The organism is Peiella sedimenti (genome assembly GCF_030504955.1).
Taxonomy (GTDB): domain Bacteria; phylum Pseudomonadota; class Alphaproteobacteria; order Caulobacterales; family Caulobacteraceae; genus Brevundimonas; species Brevundimonas sedimenti.
Map to the genome: position 1 here is coordinate 555,497 of NZ_JAUKTR010000001.1, position 14,721 is coordinate 570,217.

The 14,721-nt window shown below is 68.3% G+C and carries 18 protein-coding genes; 9 read left to right on the plus strand and 9 right to left on the minus strand.

Annotated elements, in window-relative coordinates:
- Positions 1–12: 12 nt before the first annotated feature.
- Together lptG and lptF are read right to left on the minus strand one after the other, a co-directional pair.
- A complete protein-coding gene (lptG, locus tag Q0812_RS02850; protein ID WP_302108778.1) occupies positions 13–1,170 on the minus strand; it encodes an LPS export ABC transporter permease LptG in 1,158 nt (385 codons plus the stop codon).
- Positions 1,167–2,300, minus strand: a complete 1,134-nt coding sequence (gene lptF / locus Q0812_RS02855) for an LPS export ABC transporter permease LptF (protein WP_302108779.1) — start codon at positions 2,298–2,300, stop codon at positions 1,167–1,169. The genes lptG and lptF overlap by 4 nt, the downstream gene beginning before the upstream one ends.
- Positions 2,301–2,434: 134 nt before the next feature.
- On the opposite strand from lptF, the gene Q0812_RS02860 reads away from it, so the two are divergent.
- Positions 2,435–3,910 carry a leucyl aminopeptidase gene (locus tag Q0812_RS02860; RefSeq protein WP_302108780.1) on the plus strand — a complete coding sequence of 492 codons (1,476 nt, stop codon included), beginning with the start codon at positions 2,435–2,437 and terminating at the stop codon, positions 3,908–3,910.
- A 74-nt stretch (positions 3,911–3,984) separates the two neighbouring features.
- Here the strand turns inward: Q0812_RS02860 and Q0812_RS02865 are convergent, their stop codons facing one another.
- Complete coding sequence (locus tag Q0812_RS02865; protein WP_302108781.1) at positions 3,985–4,470, minus strand: peptidase S1; 486 nt, start codon at positions 4,468–4,470, stop codon at positions 3,985–3,987.
- 94 nt (positions 4,471–4,564) lie between these two features.
- Between Q0812_RS02865 and Q0812_RS02870 the strand changes: the two genes are divergently transcribed.
- The 5 genes from Q0812_RS02870 to Q0812_RS02890 all read left to right on the plus strand — a co-directional run bounded on the left by Q0812_RS02870 (position 4,565) and on the right by Q0812_RS02890 (position 6,965).
- Entirely contained in the window at positions 4,565–5,020 is a 456-nt protein-coding gene (locus Q0812_RS02870; protein WP_302108782.1) for a DNA polymerase III subunit chi, read from the plus strand.
- A gap of 331 nt (positions 5,021–5,351) precedes the next feature.
- Positions 5,352–5,624, plus strand: coding sequence for a hemolysin (locus Q0812_RS02875; RefSeq protein ID WP_302108783.1), 273 nt, complete (start codon positions 5,352–5,354; stop codon positions 5,622–5,624).
- Positions 5,617–5,901, plus strand: coding sequence for an I78 family peptidase inhibitor (locus tag Q0812_RS02880; RefSeq protein WP_302108784.1), 285 nt, complete (start codon positions 5,617–5,619; stop codon positions 5,899–5,901). Before Q0812_RS02875 ends, Q0812_RS02880 begins: the two co-directional genes overlap by 8 nt.
- A 136-nt stretch (positions 5,902–6,037) precedes the next feature.
- Positions 6,038–6,349 carry a hypothetical protein gene (locus Q0812_RS02885; protein ID WP_302108785.1) on the plus strand — a complete coding sequence of 104 codons (312 nt, stop codon included), beginning with the start codon at positions 6,038–6,040 and terminating at the stop codon, positions 6,347–6,349.
- A gap of 214 nt (positions 6,350–6,563) precedes the next feature.
- Positions 6,564–6,965: a DUF6481 family protein gene (locus tag Q0812_RS02890; RefSeq protein WP_302108786.1), complete on the plus strand. Its 402-nt coding sequence runs from the start codon at positions 6,564–6,566 to the stop codon at positions 6,963–6,965.
- A 43-nt stretch (positions 6,966–7,008) separates the two neighbouring features.
- Here the strand turns inward: Q0812_RS02890 and Q0812_RS02895 are convergent, their stop codons facing one another.
- The 5 genes from Q0812_RS02895 to Q0812_RS02915 all read right to left on the minus strand — a co-directional run bounded on the left by Q0812_RS02895 (position 7,009) and on the right by Q0812_RS02915 (position 9,717).
- Positions 7,009–7,239: a hypothetical protein gene (locus Q0812_RS02895; protein WP_302108787.1), complete on the minus strand. Its 231-nt coding sequence runs from the start codon at positions 7,237–7,239 to the stop codon at positions 7,009–7,011.
- 75 nt (positions 7,240–7,314) lie between these two features.
- A complete protein-coding gene (locus tag Q0812_RS02900; protein ID WP_302108788.1) occupies positions 7,315–7,683 on the minus strand; it encodes a hypothetical protein in 369 nt (122 codons plus the stop codon).
- 15 nt (positions 7,684–7,698) lie between these two features.
- A complete protein-coding gene (locus tag Q0812_RS02905; protein ID WP_302108789.1) occupies positions 7,699–8,100 on the minus strand; it encodes a TadE/TadG family type IV pilus assembly protein in 402 nt (133 codons plus the stop codon).
- Positions 8,090–8,506 (minus strand): TadE/TadG family type IV pilus assembly protein, encoded by a 417-nt coding sequence (locus tag Q0812_RS02910; protein ID WP_302108790.1) that lies wholly within the window; start codon positions 8,504–8,506, stop codon positions 8,090–8,092. Before Q0812_RS02910 ends, Q0812_RS02905 begins: the two co-directional genes overlap by 11 nt.
- On the minus strand, positions 8,503–9,717 hold the full coding sequence (locus tag Q0812_RS02915) for a pilus assembly protein TadG-related protein (protein WP_302108791.1): 1,215 nt from the start codon (positions 9,715–9,717) through the stop codon (positions 8,503–8,505). Before Q0812_RS02915 ends, Q0812_RS02910 begins: the two co-directional genes overlap by 4 nt.
- Positions 9,718–9,909: 192 nt before the next feature.
- Here Q0812_RS02915 and Q0812_RS02920 point away from each other — a divergent pair, with 192 nt between their 5' ends.
- The 3 genes from Q0812_RS02920 to Q0812_RS02930 all read left to right on the plus strand — a co-directional run bounded on the left by Q0812_RS02920 (position 9,910) and on the right by Q0812_RS02930 (position 13,609).
- Positions 9,910–11,517, plus strand: a complete 1,608-nt coding sequence (locus Q0812_RS02920) for a M28 family peptidase (protein WP_302108792.1) — start codon at positions 9,910–9,912, stop codon at positions 11,515–11,517.
- Positions 11,518–11,696: 179 nt separating this feature from the next.
- Positions 11,697–12,224, plus strand: a complete 528-nt coding sequence (locus Q0812_RS02925; RefSeq protein ID WP_302108793.1) for a porin family protein — start codon at positions 11,697–11,699, stop codon at positions 12,222–12,224.
- 170 nt (positions 12,225–12,394) lie between these two features.
- Positions 12,395–13,609: a M48 family metallopeptidase gene (locus Q0812_RS02930; RefSeq protein ID WP_302108794.1), complete on the plus strand. Its 1,215-nt coding sequence runs from the start codon at positions 12,395–12,397 to the stop codon at positions 13,607–13,609.
- On the opposite strand, the gene Q0812_RS02935 is transcribed toward Q0812_RS02930, so the two are convergent.
- Positions 13,574–14,701, minus strand: coding sequence for a beta-ketoacyl-ACP synthase III (locus tag Q0812_RS02935; protein ID WP_302108795.1), 1,128 nt, complete (start codon positions 14,699–14,701; stop codon positions 13,574–13,576). The genes Q0812_RS02930 and Q0812_RS02935 overlap by 36 nt on opposite strands.
- Between the last annotated feature and the right edge of the window lie 20 nt (positions 14,702–14,721).

The window sequence follows — 14,721 nt, forward strand, 5'->3', positions numbered from 1 at the left end:
CTGGCGGCCGGGTCAGCCGTCCTCGGTGTAGCAGAGCAAGGTGAGAGCGGACAGAAGCACCAGCAGGGGCGGCGCCCAGGCCGCCAGCGGGGTCGGCAGAACCTCGGCCTGGGCCAGGGCGGCGCAGAACTGCTGGAAGAAGAAGAACATGAAGCCCAGGCCGACGCCCGACGTGGCCAGGGTGGCCAGGTCGCCCAGCCGCATCAGGCGCAGCGAGAAGGCCGCCGCCAGCATGGACATGCCCGCGAACAGCAGGGGCGTGGCCAGCAGCTCATGCAGTCGCAACCGGTAGGATGTGGCGGAGAATCCAGCCGCCTCGATGCGGCTGATCGTGCCCGGCAGGGACCAGAAGGAGATCGACCGCGGCTCGGCGAAGCCTTCGAAGGCGGTCTCCGGCGTCAGGGTGGAGGGCAGGGACAGGCGATCATAGCGTTCCGCCTGCTCGCCCTGGCGGGCGCCGCGAGCGTTGACCAGCTCCCAGCCGCCGCGCCTGAGGGTGGCGGTCTGCGCCTCGATCCGCTCGCTGAAGACGCGGCGTCCGTCGGGGCCGGTCGTGTAGATGAAGAAGGAGGCGTCGCGCAGCCGCTGGCCCAGATCGCCTTCGCGCGCGCGGGCGCGGATCACCACCTGGCGGCCGGCGTCGCCCTCGCGCAGCCAGATCGAGCCCTGCTCGGGCGCGGGCCCGATGCGCGACAGGGTCTCCATGCGCCGCTGGTAGTCTCCGTCCAACCACGAGGCCAAGGGATTGAGGGCCGCCACCGTCAGCATGCCGATGACGAAGGCCGCCCCCGCGGCCGGGAAGATGAAGCGCCAGGCCGACACCCCGGCGGCGCGCATGGCGATCAGCTCGCTGCGGCGATTCAGCTGCACGAAGGCGGCCAGCACGCCGAACAGGAAGACGAAGGGCAGAAGCTGCAGGATGATGGCCGGAGAATGCTCCAGGGTCAGGCCCATGAGCGTGATGGCGGACACCTCGACCCGGTCGTTCACGTTGCGAGAGATCTCGACGAAGTCGATCAGCATGATGACCGCTGCGATGATCGCCAGGGCCGCCGCGATCGAACGCAGGGTGTGGACCAGCACGTAGCGCTCGATGCGCGTCAGCCGGCCCTGATAGTTGCGCAGCGCGCCGGGCAGGGCGGATGCGCGTCTGAAAGTAGCGGCGGTCATGTCAGGGCCGGGACCAGTTCGTTGCGGTCGGACGCCAGCGGGATGTACCGCTGGATCTTCTGGCGGAACAGGGCGCGCGAAGCCCAGATGATGGTGCCGATCGGCACGGCGTACTGGAGGATGTTGAGCCAGCCGTTCGTGGAGCAGGCCGCCAGGACGCCGAAGCCGGTGATGCGAACCACCGCCGCGCCCGCGGCGTGCCAGGCGATGCGGCGCCCATAGCCGCGCCGAGAGAAGCCGCCGCCCAGAACCGCGTTCAGCGCCAGCAGCATGAAGGCGATGCTGTAGAGGGGCGCGGCGATGCGCGCGTGCCCCTCCGCCAGGGTGGTGAGCCTGTTGTGACGCTCAAAAGGGATGTCCAGGTTCGGGAAGATCAGCTCGTGCAGCCAGCGATCCGAGTCCTTGAAATTGAGAGGCTCGTCCGTCTGCACATGCGGACCCAGGTCCAGAACATACTGGTCGAAGGCGAGGAAGTTGAGGACGCCGCTGCCGGAGAATTCCTGTTGGGAGCCGTTGTTCATCAATAGGACCGGTCGCCCGTCACGCTCGGTGATGCGGCCCTCGGCGGCGTCGTAGACCGTGGCGCCGCCGGGCTCGTCCAGATGGATGTAGACATCGCGCAGCAGCCCGTTCTGATCCACGCGGGCGACATAGACGGTCAGGTCGTCGGAGGCCTGCACGAACTCACCCTCGCGCACCAGGGTGGAGGCGGCGTCGTGACGGATGCTGAACAGCTCCTGGCGCATCTGGCGCGCGGCCCAGGGCTGGAGGAAAAGGCTGATCACCAGAGCCAACAGCGCCGCCAGAACCGCCAGCCGCACCGCCGGGTTGATCACGCGCCACCGGCTGAGACCCCCAGCGTAGCAGACGACGATCTCCTGTTCCGTGTGCAGCCGATTCAGGCCCAGCAGGGCGCCGACGAAGATGCCGATGGGCAGGATGACGCCCACGAGCTGGGGCGTCGCCAGAAGCGTGATCTTGGTCAGGGTCCAGGCGCTCTGGCCGCGCTCGACGATCACCTCGAGGTTGTTAAGGCTCTGACTTAACATGGCGACCGCCGTCAGGGCCGCCACGGCGCCCAGCACCGGAAAGCCAATCTGACGGAAGAGATAGCGGTCTATGAGGGTCATTTGTCAGTTCCGGCCCGTTGCAATGGCGGGGCCGGGCGGTCCATGTATTACACGCGCCCGTCGCGGGCCATCAACCTGAAGCCGCCTGTCGCGGCCGGGCCATTGTCCCTAGTACCTGGAGTCTCCTGAAGCCCATGAAGATCGAGTTCGCCGCAGCGCCCGCCGACGCCCAGGCCCTGGCCGTGTTCACCCACACTGGCGGCGGCCTGTCCAGCGCCGGCCAGACCTATGATCAGGCCGCGGGCGGCGCCCTGTCGCGCGCCCTGTCGGCCGGCCGATACACCGGCGCCAAGGGACAGAGCGTCATGGTCGGCGCCGGGACGGGCTCGGGACCGGCGCACATCGCCCTGGTGGGCGCGGGCGATACCGGCGCGTTCGACGAGCTGGCGGCTGAGGCGGCGGGGGCTTCGGCCTATAACGCCCTGAAGATGTCGGGCGCCCAGGTGCTGGCCCTCGAAGCGCGCGACGTGTCGGCCGCGCAGGCGGCGCGCATGGCCCACGGCGTCGACCTGGCCTCGTATCGCTTCGATCGCTATCGCACCACCGAGGCGGCCGACAAGAAGCCGTCGGTGGAAACCGTGCGCATCGTCTGCGCCGATCCGAAGGCGGCCGAGGCGGCCTATGCCGAGCTGGAGCCGGTGGGGAACGCCGTGCGCTTCGCCCGCGACCTGGTGTCGGAGCCGGCCAACGTCCTTTATCCGGAAGAGTTCGCCCGACGCTGCAAGGCGCTGGAGTCCCTCGGCCTCAAGGTCGAGGTGATGGGCGAGAAGGAACTGGCCAAGATCGGCATGCGAACCCTGCTGGGCGTGGGCCAGGGCAGCGTGCGCGAAAGCCAGGTCGTGGTCATGCGCTGGGATGGCGCCTCGGACAAGAACGCCCAGCCCCTGGCCTTCATCGGCAAGGGCGTCTGCTTCGACACGGGCGGCATTTCCATCAAGCCCGCCGAGGGCATGGAAGAGATGAAATGGGACATGGGCGGCGCCGCCGCCGTGGCCGGGCTGATGCACGCCCTCGCGGGGCGTAAGGCCAGGGTGAACGCCATCGGCGTGCTGGGCCTGGTCGAGAACATGCCCGACGGCGCGGCCCAGCGTCCGGGCGACGTGGTCATCTCGCTGTCGGGCCAGTCGGTCGAGGTGATCAACACCGACGCCGAGGGCCGGCTCGTGCTGGCCGATGTGCTCTGGTACACGCAGGACCGCTTCAAGCCGCGCTTCATGATCGACCTGGCCACCCTGACGGGCGCCATGCTGATCTCGCTGGGCACGGACTATGCGGGCGTCTTCTCCAACAACGACGACGTGGCGAACGGCATTCTCGAGGCGTCGGGCAAGACGGGCGAGAATGTCTGGCGCATGCCGCTGCCCGAGCAGTACGAGCGCATGATCGACAGCCCCATCGCCGACGTGAAGAACTCGTCCGGCCGGCTGGCCGGATCGATCACGGCGGGCCTGTTCCTGCAGCGCTTCGTCAACAAGACGCCCTGGGCGCACATCGACATCGCGCCGACCGCCTGGAAGAAGGACTCGCGCGTGCCGACCCAGCCGGACGGCGCGACGGGTTTTGGCGTGCGCCTGCTGAACCGCATGGTGGCCGACCGCTACGAGGCGTGAGCCCGAATCCATCGACCATGAAAAAGGGCCGGCGGGATGACCGCCGGCCCTTTGTCTTGGATCGGCGAAGCGGCCTACTGGCTGCTGACTTCCGATACGTACAGGCGCGCCGGCTGGCTGGAGCCTGCGCGGTAGGTGCCGACCCAGATCTCGTAACGCCCGCCACGCGGATTGTTGAAGCGCACGGCCGGGTTCATGCCGTTCACGCCGCCGTCGTCATCGCAGTACCAGCGGCCGTCGGGCGCGTTGACGATCAGCGTCGTATCCGATCCCGAATCCACCGAAATGATCAGCGGCAGGACGCCGGTGCCGCCGGTGTAGTTCAGGCGCACGTCCGGCGCGTTGGTGATGAAGCCGCTGCAACCCGAGGCGGCGTTGCTGGCCGGGATGTCGCCGCCGGCGCGCAGGGACACCACGCGGGGATCGTTCGGAAATCCGGCGGACAGGGACATCGTCCCGTAGTTCGGGTCGGCGTTCGTGTCCTGGGCGGCCACGGGCGCGGCGCAGGCGAGGATGGCGGCGGCGGCGGTCAGGCCGAGCGCCTTATGGATGACGGTCATGGTGGTCAGTTTCCCCCGAAGGATTAAGATGGCGCAGTGTGCACGGCGCCAAGCTGAACGCCAGATGAATAATTTAATATTTGGAAGACCTTAGATGGCGGGCGAGGTCTGGTTCTATCATCTGGAGCGCTCGGTGCTGGACCAGGCGCTGCCCGATCTGCTGGACAAGACCCTGTCCAAGGGCTGGCGCGCCCTGGTCCGAGTGCGCGATCCCGACCGACTGGAGGCGCTGGACGACGCCCTGTGGTCGTGGCGGGACGACTCCTTTCTGGCCCACGGCCGCGACGATCAGGCGCATGCCGAGCGCCAGCCGATCCTGATGGGCGGAGAGGGGGCGGTGAACCTCAACGGCGCTCAGGCGCTGTTCATCGTCGATGGCGCAGAGGCGGGCGACGCGGACGCCTTCGAGCGCTGCGTGATTCTATTCGACGGGCGCGACCCGGAGCAGGTCGAGGCGGAGCGAGCCAGATGGAAGCGGCTGAAAGGGCAAGGGCTGAAGGTGACCTACTGGCGGCAGGAGGAGTCCGGCCGCTGGGCGCAGATGGCCTGACGTCTCGCCTGCTCAAGGCTGTCGCCGCGACCGCCCTGCTGGCCCTGAGCGCCTGTGCGGCGGATACGCCCGGCGCCTCGGAGCCGCGCGTCGTCTACAATCCCGTGCCGGCCGTGCGGCAGTCGGCGCGCGCGCCCCAGCCCGTGCCGGATCAGTGTGGCGCGTCGGACTATCAGGAACTCATCGGGCGCCCGCGCACTGAGATTCCATTGGCCGCCGACATCAGCAATCGGCGTGTCGCGTGCACCACCTGCCCCATCACGGAGGAGTACATGCCCCGACGCCTCAACTTCTTCTACGACCGCGAAACCGGACTTGTGGAGAGTGTTCGATGCGGATGATGCTGGGCTTGCTCGCCCTGGGCGCCACGGCGGCGTGCGCGCCCGTTCCGGCCCCTGCGCCTCCCGTGGCCGACGACTATTGCCGAGCGCGCGACTACCAGCACCTCATAGGCGCGAACGTCGCCGCTGTGAGCTTTCCGGCAGGCGCGAACGTCCGAGTGGTCTGCACCACCTGTCCCATGACGAGGGACTATCGTCGTGATCGTCTGAACGTCCTGTTCGACGAGCCTACCGGCATCATTCGGGAGGTCCGTTGTGGGTAGATCGACGCTCATCGGATGGGCGGGCCTGGTCCTCGCGGGTTGCGCGGCCGCCCCTGAACCCATGCCGCCGCCGGGCACGGGCGAGGGCGATCAGTGCGGCGCGGCCGCCAACCAGCACCTGATCGGGCGAAACATCGCCGCCGTCAGCTTTCCGGCGGACGCCAATGTGCGGGTGGCCTGCACCACCTGCGCCGTCACCATGGACTACAGTCCCACGCGGCTGAACGTCTTCTTCGATCAGGACAGCGGTCTGATCCGCGAAGTCCGCTGTGGCTAGGTGGGGACTTCCGGCGGCGCTGACGCTGACCTTATGCGCCTGCGCCGAGCCGCCGCCTGCCAGGTCGGAACCGCCGCCGGGCCGGGTTCCGGCGTCGCCGACCTCACCCGCTCCACCGACGCCGCAGGGCGTGCGCGTGGAGGCCGATCCGCCCCCGCCCTTCACCTACTGGGCGCCGGAAGGATCGGTGATTCGAAACCACGGCAATCCGGGTCTGTGGGTCGCCTATGTGAACGGCCGCCAGGTGAAGACCTACTTCGGCGACGACTGCGGCGCCTCACGCCGGCAGGGCCTGGTAGGAGCCTCCGTCGAGCGGCTGCCGCCAGAGTCCGCCCGATGGCGGGTTTTCGCCCAGGACCAGCCTGTGACCGATGATCTGAGACCCGGCCGCACAAACGTGGTCTATGACCCCCAGACCCGCCTGATCCTGGAGGTGGCCTGCTACTGACGGGCGTGGCCCGGAGGCCACCCTGGCGGCGTCGGGCGACTGCGTCCCGTGGCCGCCCTTGGCGAAACAGGGCCTTGGCGCTATATGGGCGGCGCGCGATGCGGTGATTTTCGCGAATCCCGCCGCGTCTCACGAGAATCATGGGCCTGGCCGCGCATCTCGGCGGCTGAGCCCGCGTCTGGCCCCGATCGGGGCCGTCCCACCTAAGGATCACATGAAGCCCTTTTCCCGCGACGACTTCCAGGACCGTTTGAAATCCCAGGCCGAGGCCAAGCAGGCTCTCCTGGCCCGGATGAAGAAGACGCCGCATCGTCCGGCCGAGGCGCTGCCCGACCGGGAAGCTGAACGTCTGGCCGAGCTTGAGCGCGTGCGCGCCGAGCGCGCCGCCGAGAAGGAAGCCAAGAAGAAGGCCCGCGAAGAGGCTCGTCTCGCCGAAATCCTGCGCAAGGAGGAGGCCGAGCGCGTCGCGCTGGAAGCCAGGAAGGCCGAACGCAAGGAGCGCAAGGCCTTCGAAAAGGACCTTGCCCGCGAGCGCAAGATGGCCCGCATGGAAGCCTACGGCCACCTGCGGGCGCCGGGCTCGCAAGCCCAGCAGCCCAGCTGGGAAGACGCTTAATCTGCTTCTCCCTCCCCATCCAAGGGAGGGAGAGTCAAGTCGCCTACTGCCTCAGATCGCGGCCGTCGCGCTCATGGCGCTTTTCCTCCGAGGTGGCCTGACGGTCGCGCTTGGCCTCCGCCGAATGGCCGTGCCGGATGTCGGTCTCGCCGCCGCCGCCTGAGATCTGGGAGCGGGGGCTGAGATGGTCCGGCGCGTCGGCGTCCTTGACCATCGGGTCCGGCATGGGCTCGGTGCGGTCCTGATGGCTGGAGCCAGGGCCGCCCCAGCGCATCGCTTCTTCGTTCTTTTTCCGGCATGTGGTCCTCCTTGCGAAGGACAACCCCGCGAAGGGCCGGGCCGTTCCGCCTCAGGCGGCAGGGCGGATGGGCGTCACCTTCGGCGCGTTCGCGGCCAGCCGCGCCTGCCGCTCCGCTTCGGTCCAGACGTCGCCGGGCTTGCGATCCTCCTTGCGGCCCCTGAAGGCCGTCAGCGCCTGGAGCACCGCGGCGGCGAACAGGAAGACCACGATGTTGACCGAGGCGACCGTGCTGGCCGGCGTCACCGTGGTTGGGATCAGCACGGCGGCATTGGCCAGGGCCAGGGCCGAGAACAGCAGGCTGGCCGTGTGCAGGCGGCGCGTGCCCTTGGGCTTCAGCACATAGCCCCACACATAGGCGCCGCCGCAGAACAGGGCGCCGACGACGCAGAGGACTTTCAGGAAGGTGGGCAGGTCCATGGGGCGGCTCCTTCTTCAATAGGCCGGCAGGATGGCGTCGACGACGGTGGTGTGCCGGAACGGCCAGGTGGCCACGCCGGGCACGCCGATTTCGCGCGTGTAGACCGAAGTGATGCGGGCGGTCCGGCCCGTAGGACCAGAGGTCAACGTGGCCAGGGTGACCGTGACGCTGGGATCCGCCACGTCGGTCAGGGTCTGGCGGACCATGGCCTGCACCTGGGTCTGGCTGAGGTCGGGGTTCACCAGCACTGCGCGGCTGGCTTTCTGCGTGGCGAAGCGCACCGACGAGATGCAGTGCTGGGTCCAGCCGAACTCCCATAGCCCCATGAGCAGAGCGATGAAGGCCGGCAGGACGAGGGCGAACTCGGCCGCGCCGCCGCCGCGCTGGTCTCTAAGGAAGGCGGCTCTAGCGGACACGGATCGTGCGCTCGAAGGTCTGGGGAGCGGGGAAGACGGCGCTCGGACTGGAGCCGCGGGCGGTCAGGGTGACGTAGAGGGCCGGCTGGCTGCCGTCGCCACAGGCCGTGGAGGTGATCGCCAGGTCCGCGGCGCCGCATTTCTGGGCGCGGGAAGCGGCGACGCTGGCGTCGGGGGGCGGGTCGCGCCAGGCTTCGCGAGCGGCCTGGACGGCCGCGTCGTCCGAGACTCCGCCGGACAGGTAGTATTCCGCGCCGACTTCCAGGGCGGCGGCCATGTTCTGGCGGCGCACGCCCGCCTGCCAGGTCTCGGCGGCGCCCAGGGCGACGGCCGCGAGGATCGGGGCGACGACCGCCATCTCGACGGCGGCCCCGCCTCGGCGATCGTGGAGAAGGCGGCGCATCATTCGACCAGCCTCACGATCTCAAGCGCCGGGAGCTTGCGCAGCCCCAGGCTCTCGCAATCGGCGTTGATCTGGGAACTGCCCGACCACTGAATGGTGCGGGCCACCACCTGGGTGCAGCCGGACAGGCCCGCGAAGTTGCCGAGGTACGACACGTCCTGGCGCGGCATATAGATGGCGCCGGTCAGCAGCGAGTCGTTGGTCCCGTTGAATGTGCTTGATCCGCTCACTGAACGATCGCCGAAGAACAGGATGCCGGCGTAGGTCCCGGCAGTGGGGGCGGACAGCTGCACGGTCGAGTTGCCGTTCAGGCTGACCGAGGCGCCGTCGGCCATGTAGAGCGTCACGCCCGTCCCCGTGATGCGGGCGTTGGCGCCGACGCGGAAGCGGTTCGAGATGTAGTAGACGCCCGGCTCCAGGGTCACGTCGCCGGACAGGTTCATGCCCGAGCAGTAGCGGCCCGGCTGAAGCGTGGCGCCCGAATCGTTGAGACAGCCGCCGCTGGGCGCGGGCGCTGGAACGCCGGCGAACGGGTCCGCGACCGGTGGCGCGTGAGTCACGGCCTGGCGGCATTCGGTCAGTGTGACGTTGGCGGTCAGGCTGACGCCCCCGCCGCTAATCAGACAGTCCAGATTGGCTGTGGCCGAGCCTTGAGCGTTGACCGCGTCGCTGGCGGTGGAGTTCGCCATGACGCTGCACCCCGACAGATTCACAGAGGTGTTGCCGGAGAAGTTCACGGCCCGCGAGGCGGTAGGATCCAGCGCCAGGATGCAGGCGTGGGCGGCCGTCGAATAGGCGGCCACGGCGCGGGCGCGCAGCTCGACCCCGCCCGGCTGGAAGGCGGCGGTGAAGAAGCGGTCCGCGCGCTGGGTCAGGAGGACTTCGACGGCGTCGCCGCCCACGTTCGGTCCGGTGGCCGGGGGAGCATTGACGGTCGCCGCTCCCAGGGCGGGGTCGAAGCCGTTTTCGGCCGCCGTGGATTCCGCGGTCTCGATGACGCGGGCGGCGGCGGCGCCTGAGCGGCGCTCCAGCGCCCCCGCATGGGCGGCGACGTCGGCGGCGTTCTGAAGCTCGACGCCGCGGAAGTACCAGTAGGTGGTCTCGGCGCCGAAGCCGGCGCCGCCCACGGCCAGCGGCAGACCGAGCGCGAACACCACGGCCACGTTGCCGCGGCGCGAAGCCATCATGTCTCGGAACGAGCGAATGAGCGGCACGGGATATCCCTCCGCGTGCAGATTGCCTTGGGCAGCGCAAACGCTTCGTGCAGAAGATGGGTGAGCGCAGCGGTAACCGTACGGGGGCTCAGGACGGCTGCGGCATCTGCGCAAAATCTGCCGGGCTCGCGGTTGCGTATCCGCATGCTAGAGGGGTTCGACGCCTTCGGGCGAAAAGGGGAACAAGCGCCTATGTCGTTTCGCAAGTTCATCGCCGCCGCGGGCTTGGCCACGGTCCTGGCGATTTCAGGTCAGGCTCAGGCCCAGCAGGGCTTTGAGCCTTCGCTGCGGCAAATCCAGGCCGACATGTACTTCCTGGCCGACGACGCCATGCTGGGGCGCATGCCGGGCGAGCCGGGCTATGACATAGCGGCCAACTATGTGGCGGCGCGCTTCCGCGCCCTGGGCCTGCAGCCGGGCGGCGACAACGGCAGCTATCATCAGTCCGTGCCGCTGCTGCGATTCCGGGCCGCCGACGACGGCCGCCTGACGCTGACCGGCGCGGACGGCTCAACCGAGGTGCTCACCCCGCGTGTGGACTACGTCGCGGGCTCGAACCCGCTGTCAGAGACCACCAACGTGTCGGCGCCGCTGGTGTTTGCCGGCTACGGCATCGTCGGCGCCGGGCGCGACGACTATGCGGGCCTGGACGTGCGCGGCAAGATCGTCGTGGTGTTGTCCAGCGCGCCCATGGGCCTGCAGACCGAAGAGCGCGCTCACGTGGCGGACGCCAGCTTCAAGCGCCGCACCGCCGAGGCCAGGGGCGCCGTCGGCATGGTGGTCGTCTATCCCGGCCGCGCCGGCGAGCCTGAAGCCTTCGCGCAGCGCACGACCATCGATCGCACGATGACCTGGCGCAATCCGCAGGGCCGCACCGGCTATGGCGGCGACGGGGCGCCCTATCTGGCCGGCTTCGGCCGGGCGGGGGCTGAAAAGCTGTTCGCAGGCTCGGACCTGTCGGTCGAGGAGATCTGGGCCGCAGCGGCCACACCGGAGGGCCGGGTCGGCTCAGGCGAGCTGCGCACGCGCCTGTCAGCCGAGCTGCGCAACACCCTGACCGACATCCCCAGCGCCAATGTCGTCGGCATCATTCCCGGGTCCGATCCCGAGGTGGCGGACGAATACATCATCCTCAGCGCGCACGTGGACCACATCGGCACGCGCAGCATGGGCGAGGGCGACCGCATCAATAACGGCTTCGTCGACAACTCATCAGGCGTGGCCGCCATGCTCGAGGCCGCGCGCGGCTTCATGGAGACCTCGCCCCCCCGCCGGTCGGTGATGTTCATCGGCCTGACGGCCGAGGAGCAGGGGCTGGTGGGCGCAGACTACTATGCCAACAACCCGACCGTTCCGCTGGAGCAGATCGCGGCCAACGTAAACCTGGACATGCCGGTTCTGACCTATGACTTCTCGGACGTGGTGGTATTCGGCGCCAACCGTTCGTCCATCGGGCCGTCGATCGAACGGGCCGGCGCACGAATCGGAATCGGCGTGGCCGAGGACTTCCTGCCGGAGGAGGGCCTGTTCACACGCAGCGACCACTATCGGTTCGTGGTGGTGGGCGTGCCGTCGGTGTTCCTGATGACGGGCCCTGGCAACGGCGGCCGCGAGGCCTTCGCCGACTTCCTGCGCACGCATTACCATCGCCCCGGCGACCAGCCGGACCTGCCGATCAGCTGGGACGCGGCTCTGCGCTTCGCCTCGCTGAACTACCAGATCGCCCGTGAGCTGGCCGACCAGCCGGAACGTCCCAGCTGGAACGAGGGCGACTTCTTCAATCCCGAAACGCACCGCTAGCGCCACCTTCGCCGCCCCAGTCGGTCCGGCTGGGGCGGCGATGCAAAACTGTCACGCTTCGGCCCTGTAATTCTTTGCCTTGAAAGCGCCGCAAGATCGCCGCGCAAACGTCTGTGCCGGTTCCGAAATGCGCTCCGCTGCGCCGCAATGAAGCGGCTGCAAGAAGTGGAGACCTCCCCATGCGTAAGATCATTCTGTCGACCGCCGCCCTGGCCGCCGTCGCCGTGGCCCTGCCGGCCGCCGCCCAGTCCATGTCGGCCCCGTCCTATTATGTGAACGGCGGCTACGGCCACTACGAAGCTGAAGACGCCGACGCGTCGCTGGGCGCCATCACCGGCCGCTTCGGCGCCCGCTTCACCCCGAACTTCGGCGCTGAAGCCGAAGCTTCGTTCGGCGTGGCCGGCGAGGAAATCGGCGCCGTCGACGTCGACCTGAACTACGACGCCGCCATCTACGCGGTCGGCTTCCTGCCCGTGACCCCGAACCTCGAGCTGCTGGGCCGCATCGGCTACGGCACCACCGAGCTGGAAGCTTCGACGGGCGGCGTGAGCGTCAGCGAGAGCGAGAGCAGCTGGAACTTCGGCGTCGGCGCCCAGTACATGTTCGACGGCATGAACGGCGTCCGCGGCGACTACACGCGTCGTGAGTTCAACGACGACGCCGGCTCGGCCGACGTCTGGTCGATCGCCTACGTCCGCAAGTTCTAAGCGGCTCGGCTCCAGCAGGAGCCATCGTCGGAGCATCGACGGAGCGGCGGCGCGTCCCGGTCAGGCGGGGCGCGCCGCTTTCCTTATGTGCGCGACCCGCCTGACCCAGAATTAACCTGACAAGCCGTGTCGCCGGGCTCACCCTGCCTCCCGTTACGGGGGGAGCTCAGATGCCACAGATCGACGCGGCGGCGCAGACTCAGGCTTGGCTGGACACGCTCAGCCCCGAAGAGATCGCCCGGGCGGTCGCCTATACTCAGGGCGGTCACTGGCTTCTGCTGTGGGGCGCTCTGGTCTCAATCGCCGTCGCCTGGATCATGATCAGAACGGGTGTCCTGACCGGCCTGCGGCGCAGGATCGAGGGTTCCCGCCCAAGACCCAAGCGGGCTTCGCTGGTGGTGGGCGTCGTCTACCTTGCCCTTACCTGGCTGCTGACCCTGCCATGGTCGGTGTTCGCAAACTGGTGGCGCGAGAAGCAGTACGGCCTGACGCAGCAGCCCTTCGTGGGCTGGCTGTCCGAAGCGGCCTTGTCCGCGACGATCTCCACACTGTTCGGCGGTCTGCTGATCGTGGGCCTGTACTTCATCATCCGGCGCACCGGCCGCGCCTGGTGGGCTTGGGGCGCCGGGCTAGTCACCGTGTTTCTGACTATCGTGTTGGTGGTGACGCCGATGTTCATCGAGCCCCTGTTCAACACCTACACATCGGCGCCGGACGGCCCTGTGCGTCAGGCGGTGGTGGAACTGGCCGAGCAGACCGGCACGCCGTCGGACAAGATCTACATCTATGACGGCAGCCGGCAGTCGGATCGCTATACGGCCAATGTCTCGGGCCTTTTCGGAACCGCCCGCATCGCCATGAGCGACACCATGTTCGCCCAGGGCGCCGACCTGCCGGAGGTGAGGGCGGTCGTCGGCCACGAGATGGGCCACTATGTGCACATGCATTCGCTGTGGATGCTGGGCGTCTTCGCCCTCAGCGCCGCCGTCGCCTTCTGGCTGACGGACCGGCTGTTCCGCCCCGCCCAGCGGCTGCTGGGCGCCGACCGTGTTCAAGGCATTGCCGATCCCGCTGGTTTGCCCGTCTTGGCGGCCATCGGCGCGGTTCTGGGACTTCTGTTCACGCCCGTGGGCACGACCTTGACGCGGCTGATCGAGGCGGATGCGGATCAATTCTCGCTGACCCACGCGCAGGAGCCGGATGGCCTGGCCAAGGCGCTGATCAAGACGGCGGAATACCGGGCGCCTTCGCCCTCGGTGCTGGAGGAGACGATCTTCTACGACCACCCCAGCGTCGAGAACCGCATCCGCCGCGCCATGGAATGGAAGGCGCGGCAGCAGGCGGCCGGATCAGCCCCTCTTTCTGACGAACACGCTGCCGGCTGAATACCCCGCGCCGAAGCTGCAGATCAGCCCCAGGTCTCCAGGCGCAAGGTCCTGACTGTGCAGGTGGAAGGCGATGATCGAGCCGGCCGACGAGGTGTTGGCGTAGCGGTCCAGGATGATGATGTTCTCGTCCTGCGCCGGCTCGCGCCCCAGCACCTTTCGCCCGATCAGGTCGTTCATGTTGATGTTGGCCTGGTGCAGCCACATCCGCTTGAGGTCGCTCGGCTGAAGGCCCAGCTCGCCGGCGTGGTCGAGAATCAGGTCCGAGACCATGGGCACCACGTCCTTGAACACCTTGCGGCCCTGCTGGACGAACAGCCGCTCGGAGGCGTCCGCCGGATCTGGCTCGCAGCGGTTCAGGAAGCCCGCATTGTTGCGGATGTTGTTGGAGAACACCGTCTTAAGCCGTGAGCCGAGAACCTCCCAGCCGTCTGCCGCCTGATCAGCCGATTCGACGATCACGGCCGTGCACACGTCGCCAAAGATGAAATGGCTGTCCCGGTCCGTGAAGTTCAGGTGCGCCGAACAGATCTCTGGACTGACGATCAGGACCGCCTTGCATGAGCCAGAGCCGATGAAGTCCGCCGCCGTCTTGATGGCGAAGGTGGCCGAGGAGCACGCCACGTTCATGTCGAAGGCGAATCCGCCGATCCCCAGGGCCTGCTGCACCTCGATCGCCAGGGCGGGGTAGGGCCGGGGCATGTTGGAGGCCGCGCACAATACCGCGCCCACGTCCTGGGCAGGTTTGCCCCACGCGGCCAACGCGTCCCGGGCCGCGGCGACGGCCATCTCCGCCATGAGGGACAGCTCGTCGTTCTCGCGCCGGGGCAGGCGAGGTCGCATCCGATCCGGGTCGAGCACGCCGGATTTATCCATGAGAAACCGAGATTTGATTCCAGACGCCTTCTCTATGAAGGCCTCCGACGACATCTCCAGCGGCGCCTGGTCGCCCCGGGCGATAGCGTCCGCGTGCTGACGATTCTGCGCTTCAGCCCAGGCGTTGTAGGCCGCCACGAGCTCGGCGTTGCCGGCGGCCTCGGGGGGCGTGAACAGCCCCGTCGCGGCGATCACCGCCGAAGCAGATTGTGTCAAAGCCCTCGGTCTCCTTGACG

Bases quoted from the DNA above. Each gene is read 5' to 3' on its own strand.
- lptG (WP_302108778.1), bottom strand. From the start codon at position 1,170: ATGACCGCCGCTACTTTCAGACGCGCATCCGCCCTGCCCGGCGCGCTG.
- lptF (WP_302108779.1), bottom strand. From the start codon at position 2,300: ATGACCCTCATAGACCGCTATCTCTTCCGTCAGATTGGCTTTCCGGTG.
- Q0812_RS02860 (WP_302108780.1), top strand. From the start codon at position 2,435: ATGAAGATCGAGTTCGCCGCAGCGCCCGCCGACGCCCAGGCCCTGGCC.
- Q0812_RS02865 (WP_302108781.1), bottom strand. From the start codon at position 4,470: ATGACCGTCATCCATAAGGCGCTCGGCCTGACCGCCGCCGCCGCCATC.
- Q0812_RS02870 (WP_302108782.1), top strand. From the start codon at position 4,565: ATGGCGGGCGAGGTCTGGTTCTATCATCTGGAGCGCTCGGTGCTGGAC.
- Q0812_RS02875 (WP_302108783.1), top strand. From the start codon at position 5,352: ATGCGGATGATGCTGGGCTTGCTCGCCCTGGGCGCCACGGCGGCGTGC.
- Q0812_RS02890 (WP_302108786.1), top strand. From the start codon at position 6,564: ATGAAGCCCTTTTCCCGCGACGACTTCCAGGACCGTTTGAAATCCCAG.
- Q0812_RS02895 (WP_302108787.1), bottom strand. From the start codon at position 7,239: ATGCGCTGGGGCGGCCCTGGCTCCAGCCATCAGGACCGCACCGAGCCC.
- Q0812_RS02900 (WP_302108788.1), bottom strand. From the start codon at position 7,683: ATGGACCTGCCCACCTTCCTGAAAGTCCTCTGCGTCGTCGGCGCCCTG.
- Q0812_RS02910 (WP_302108790.1), bottom strand. From the start codon at position 8,506: ATGATGCGCCGCCTTCTCCACGATCGCCGAGGCGGGGCCGCCGTCGAG.
- Q0812_RS02920 (WP_302108792.1), top strand. From the start codon at position 9,910: ATGTCGTTTCGCAAGTTCATCGCCGCCGCGGGCTTGGCCACGGTCCTG.
- Q0812_RS02925 (WP_302108793.1), top strand. From the start codon at position 11,697: ATGCGTAAGATCATTCTGTCGACCGCCGCCCTGGCCGCCGTCGCCGTG.
- Q0812_RS02930 (WP_302108794.1), top strand. From the start codon at position 12,395: ATGCCACAGATCGACGCGGCGGCGCAGACTCAGGCTTGGCTGGACACG.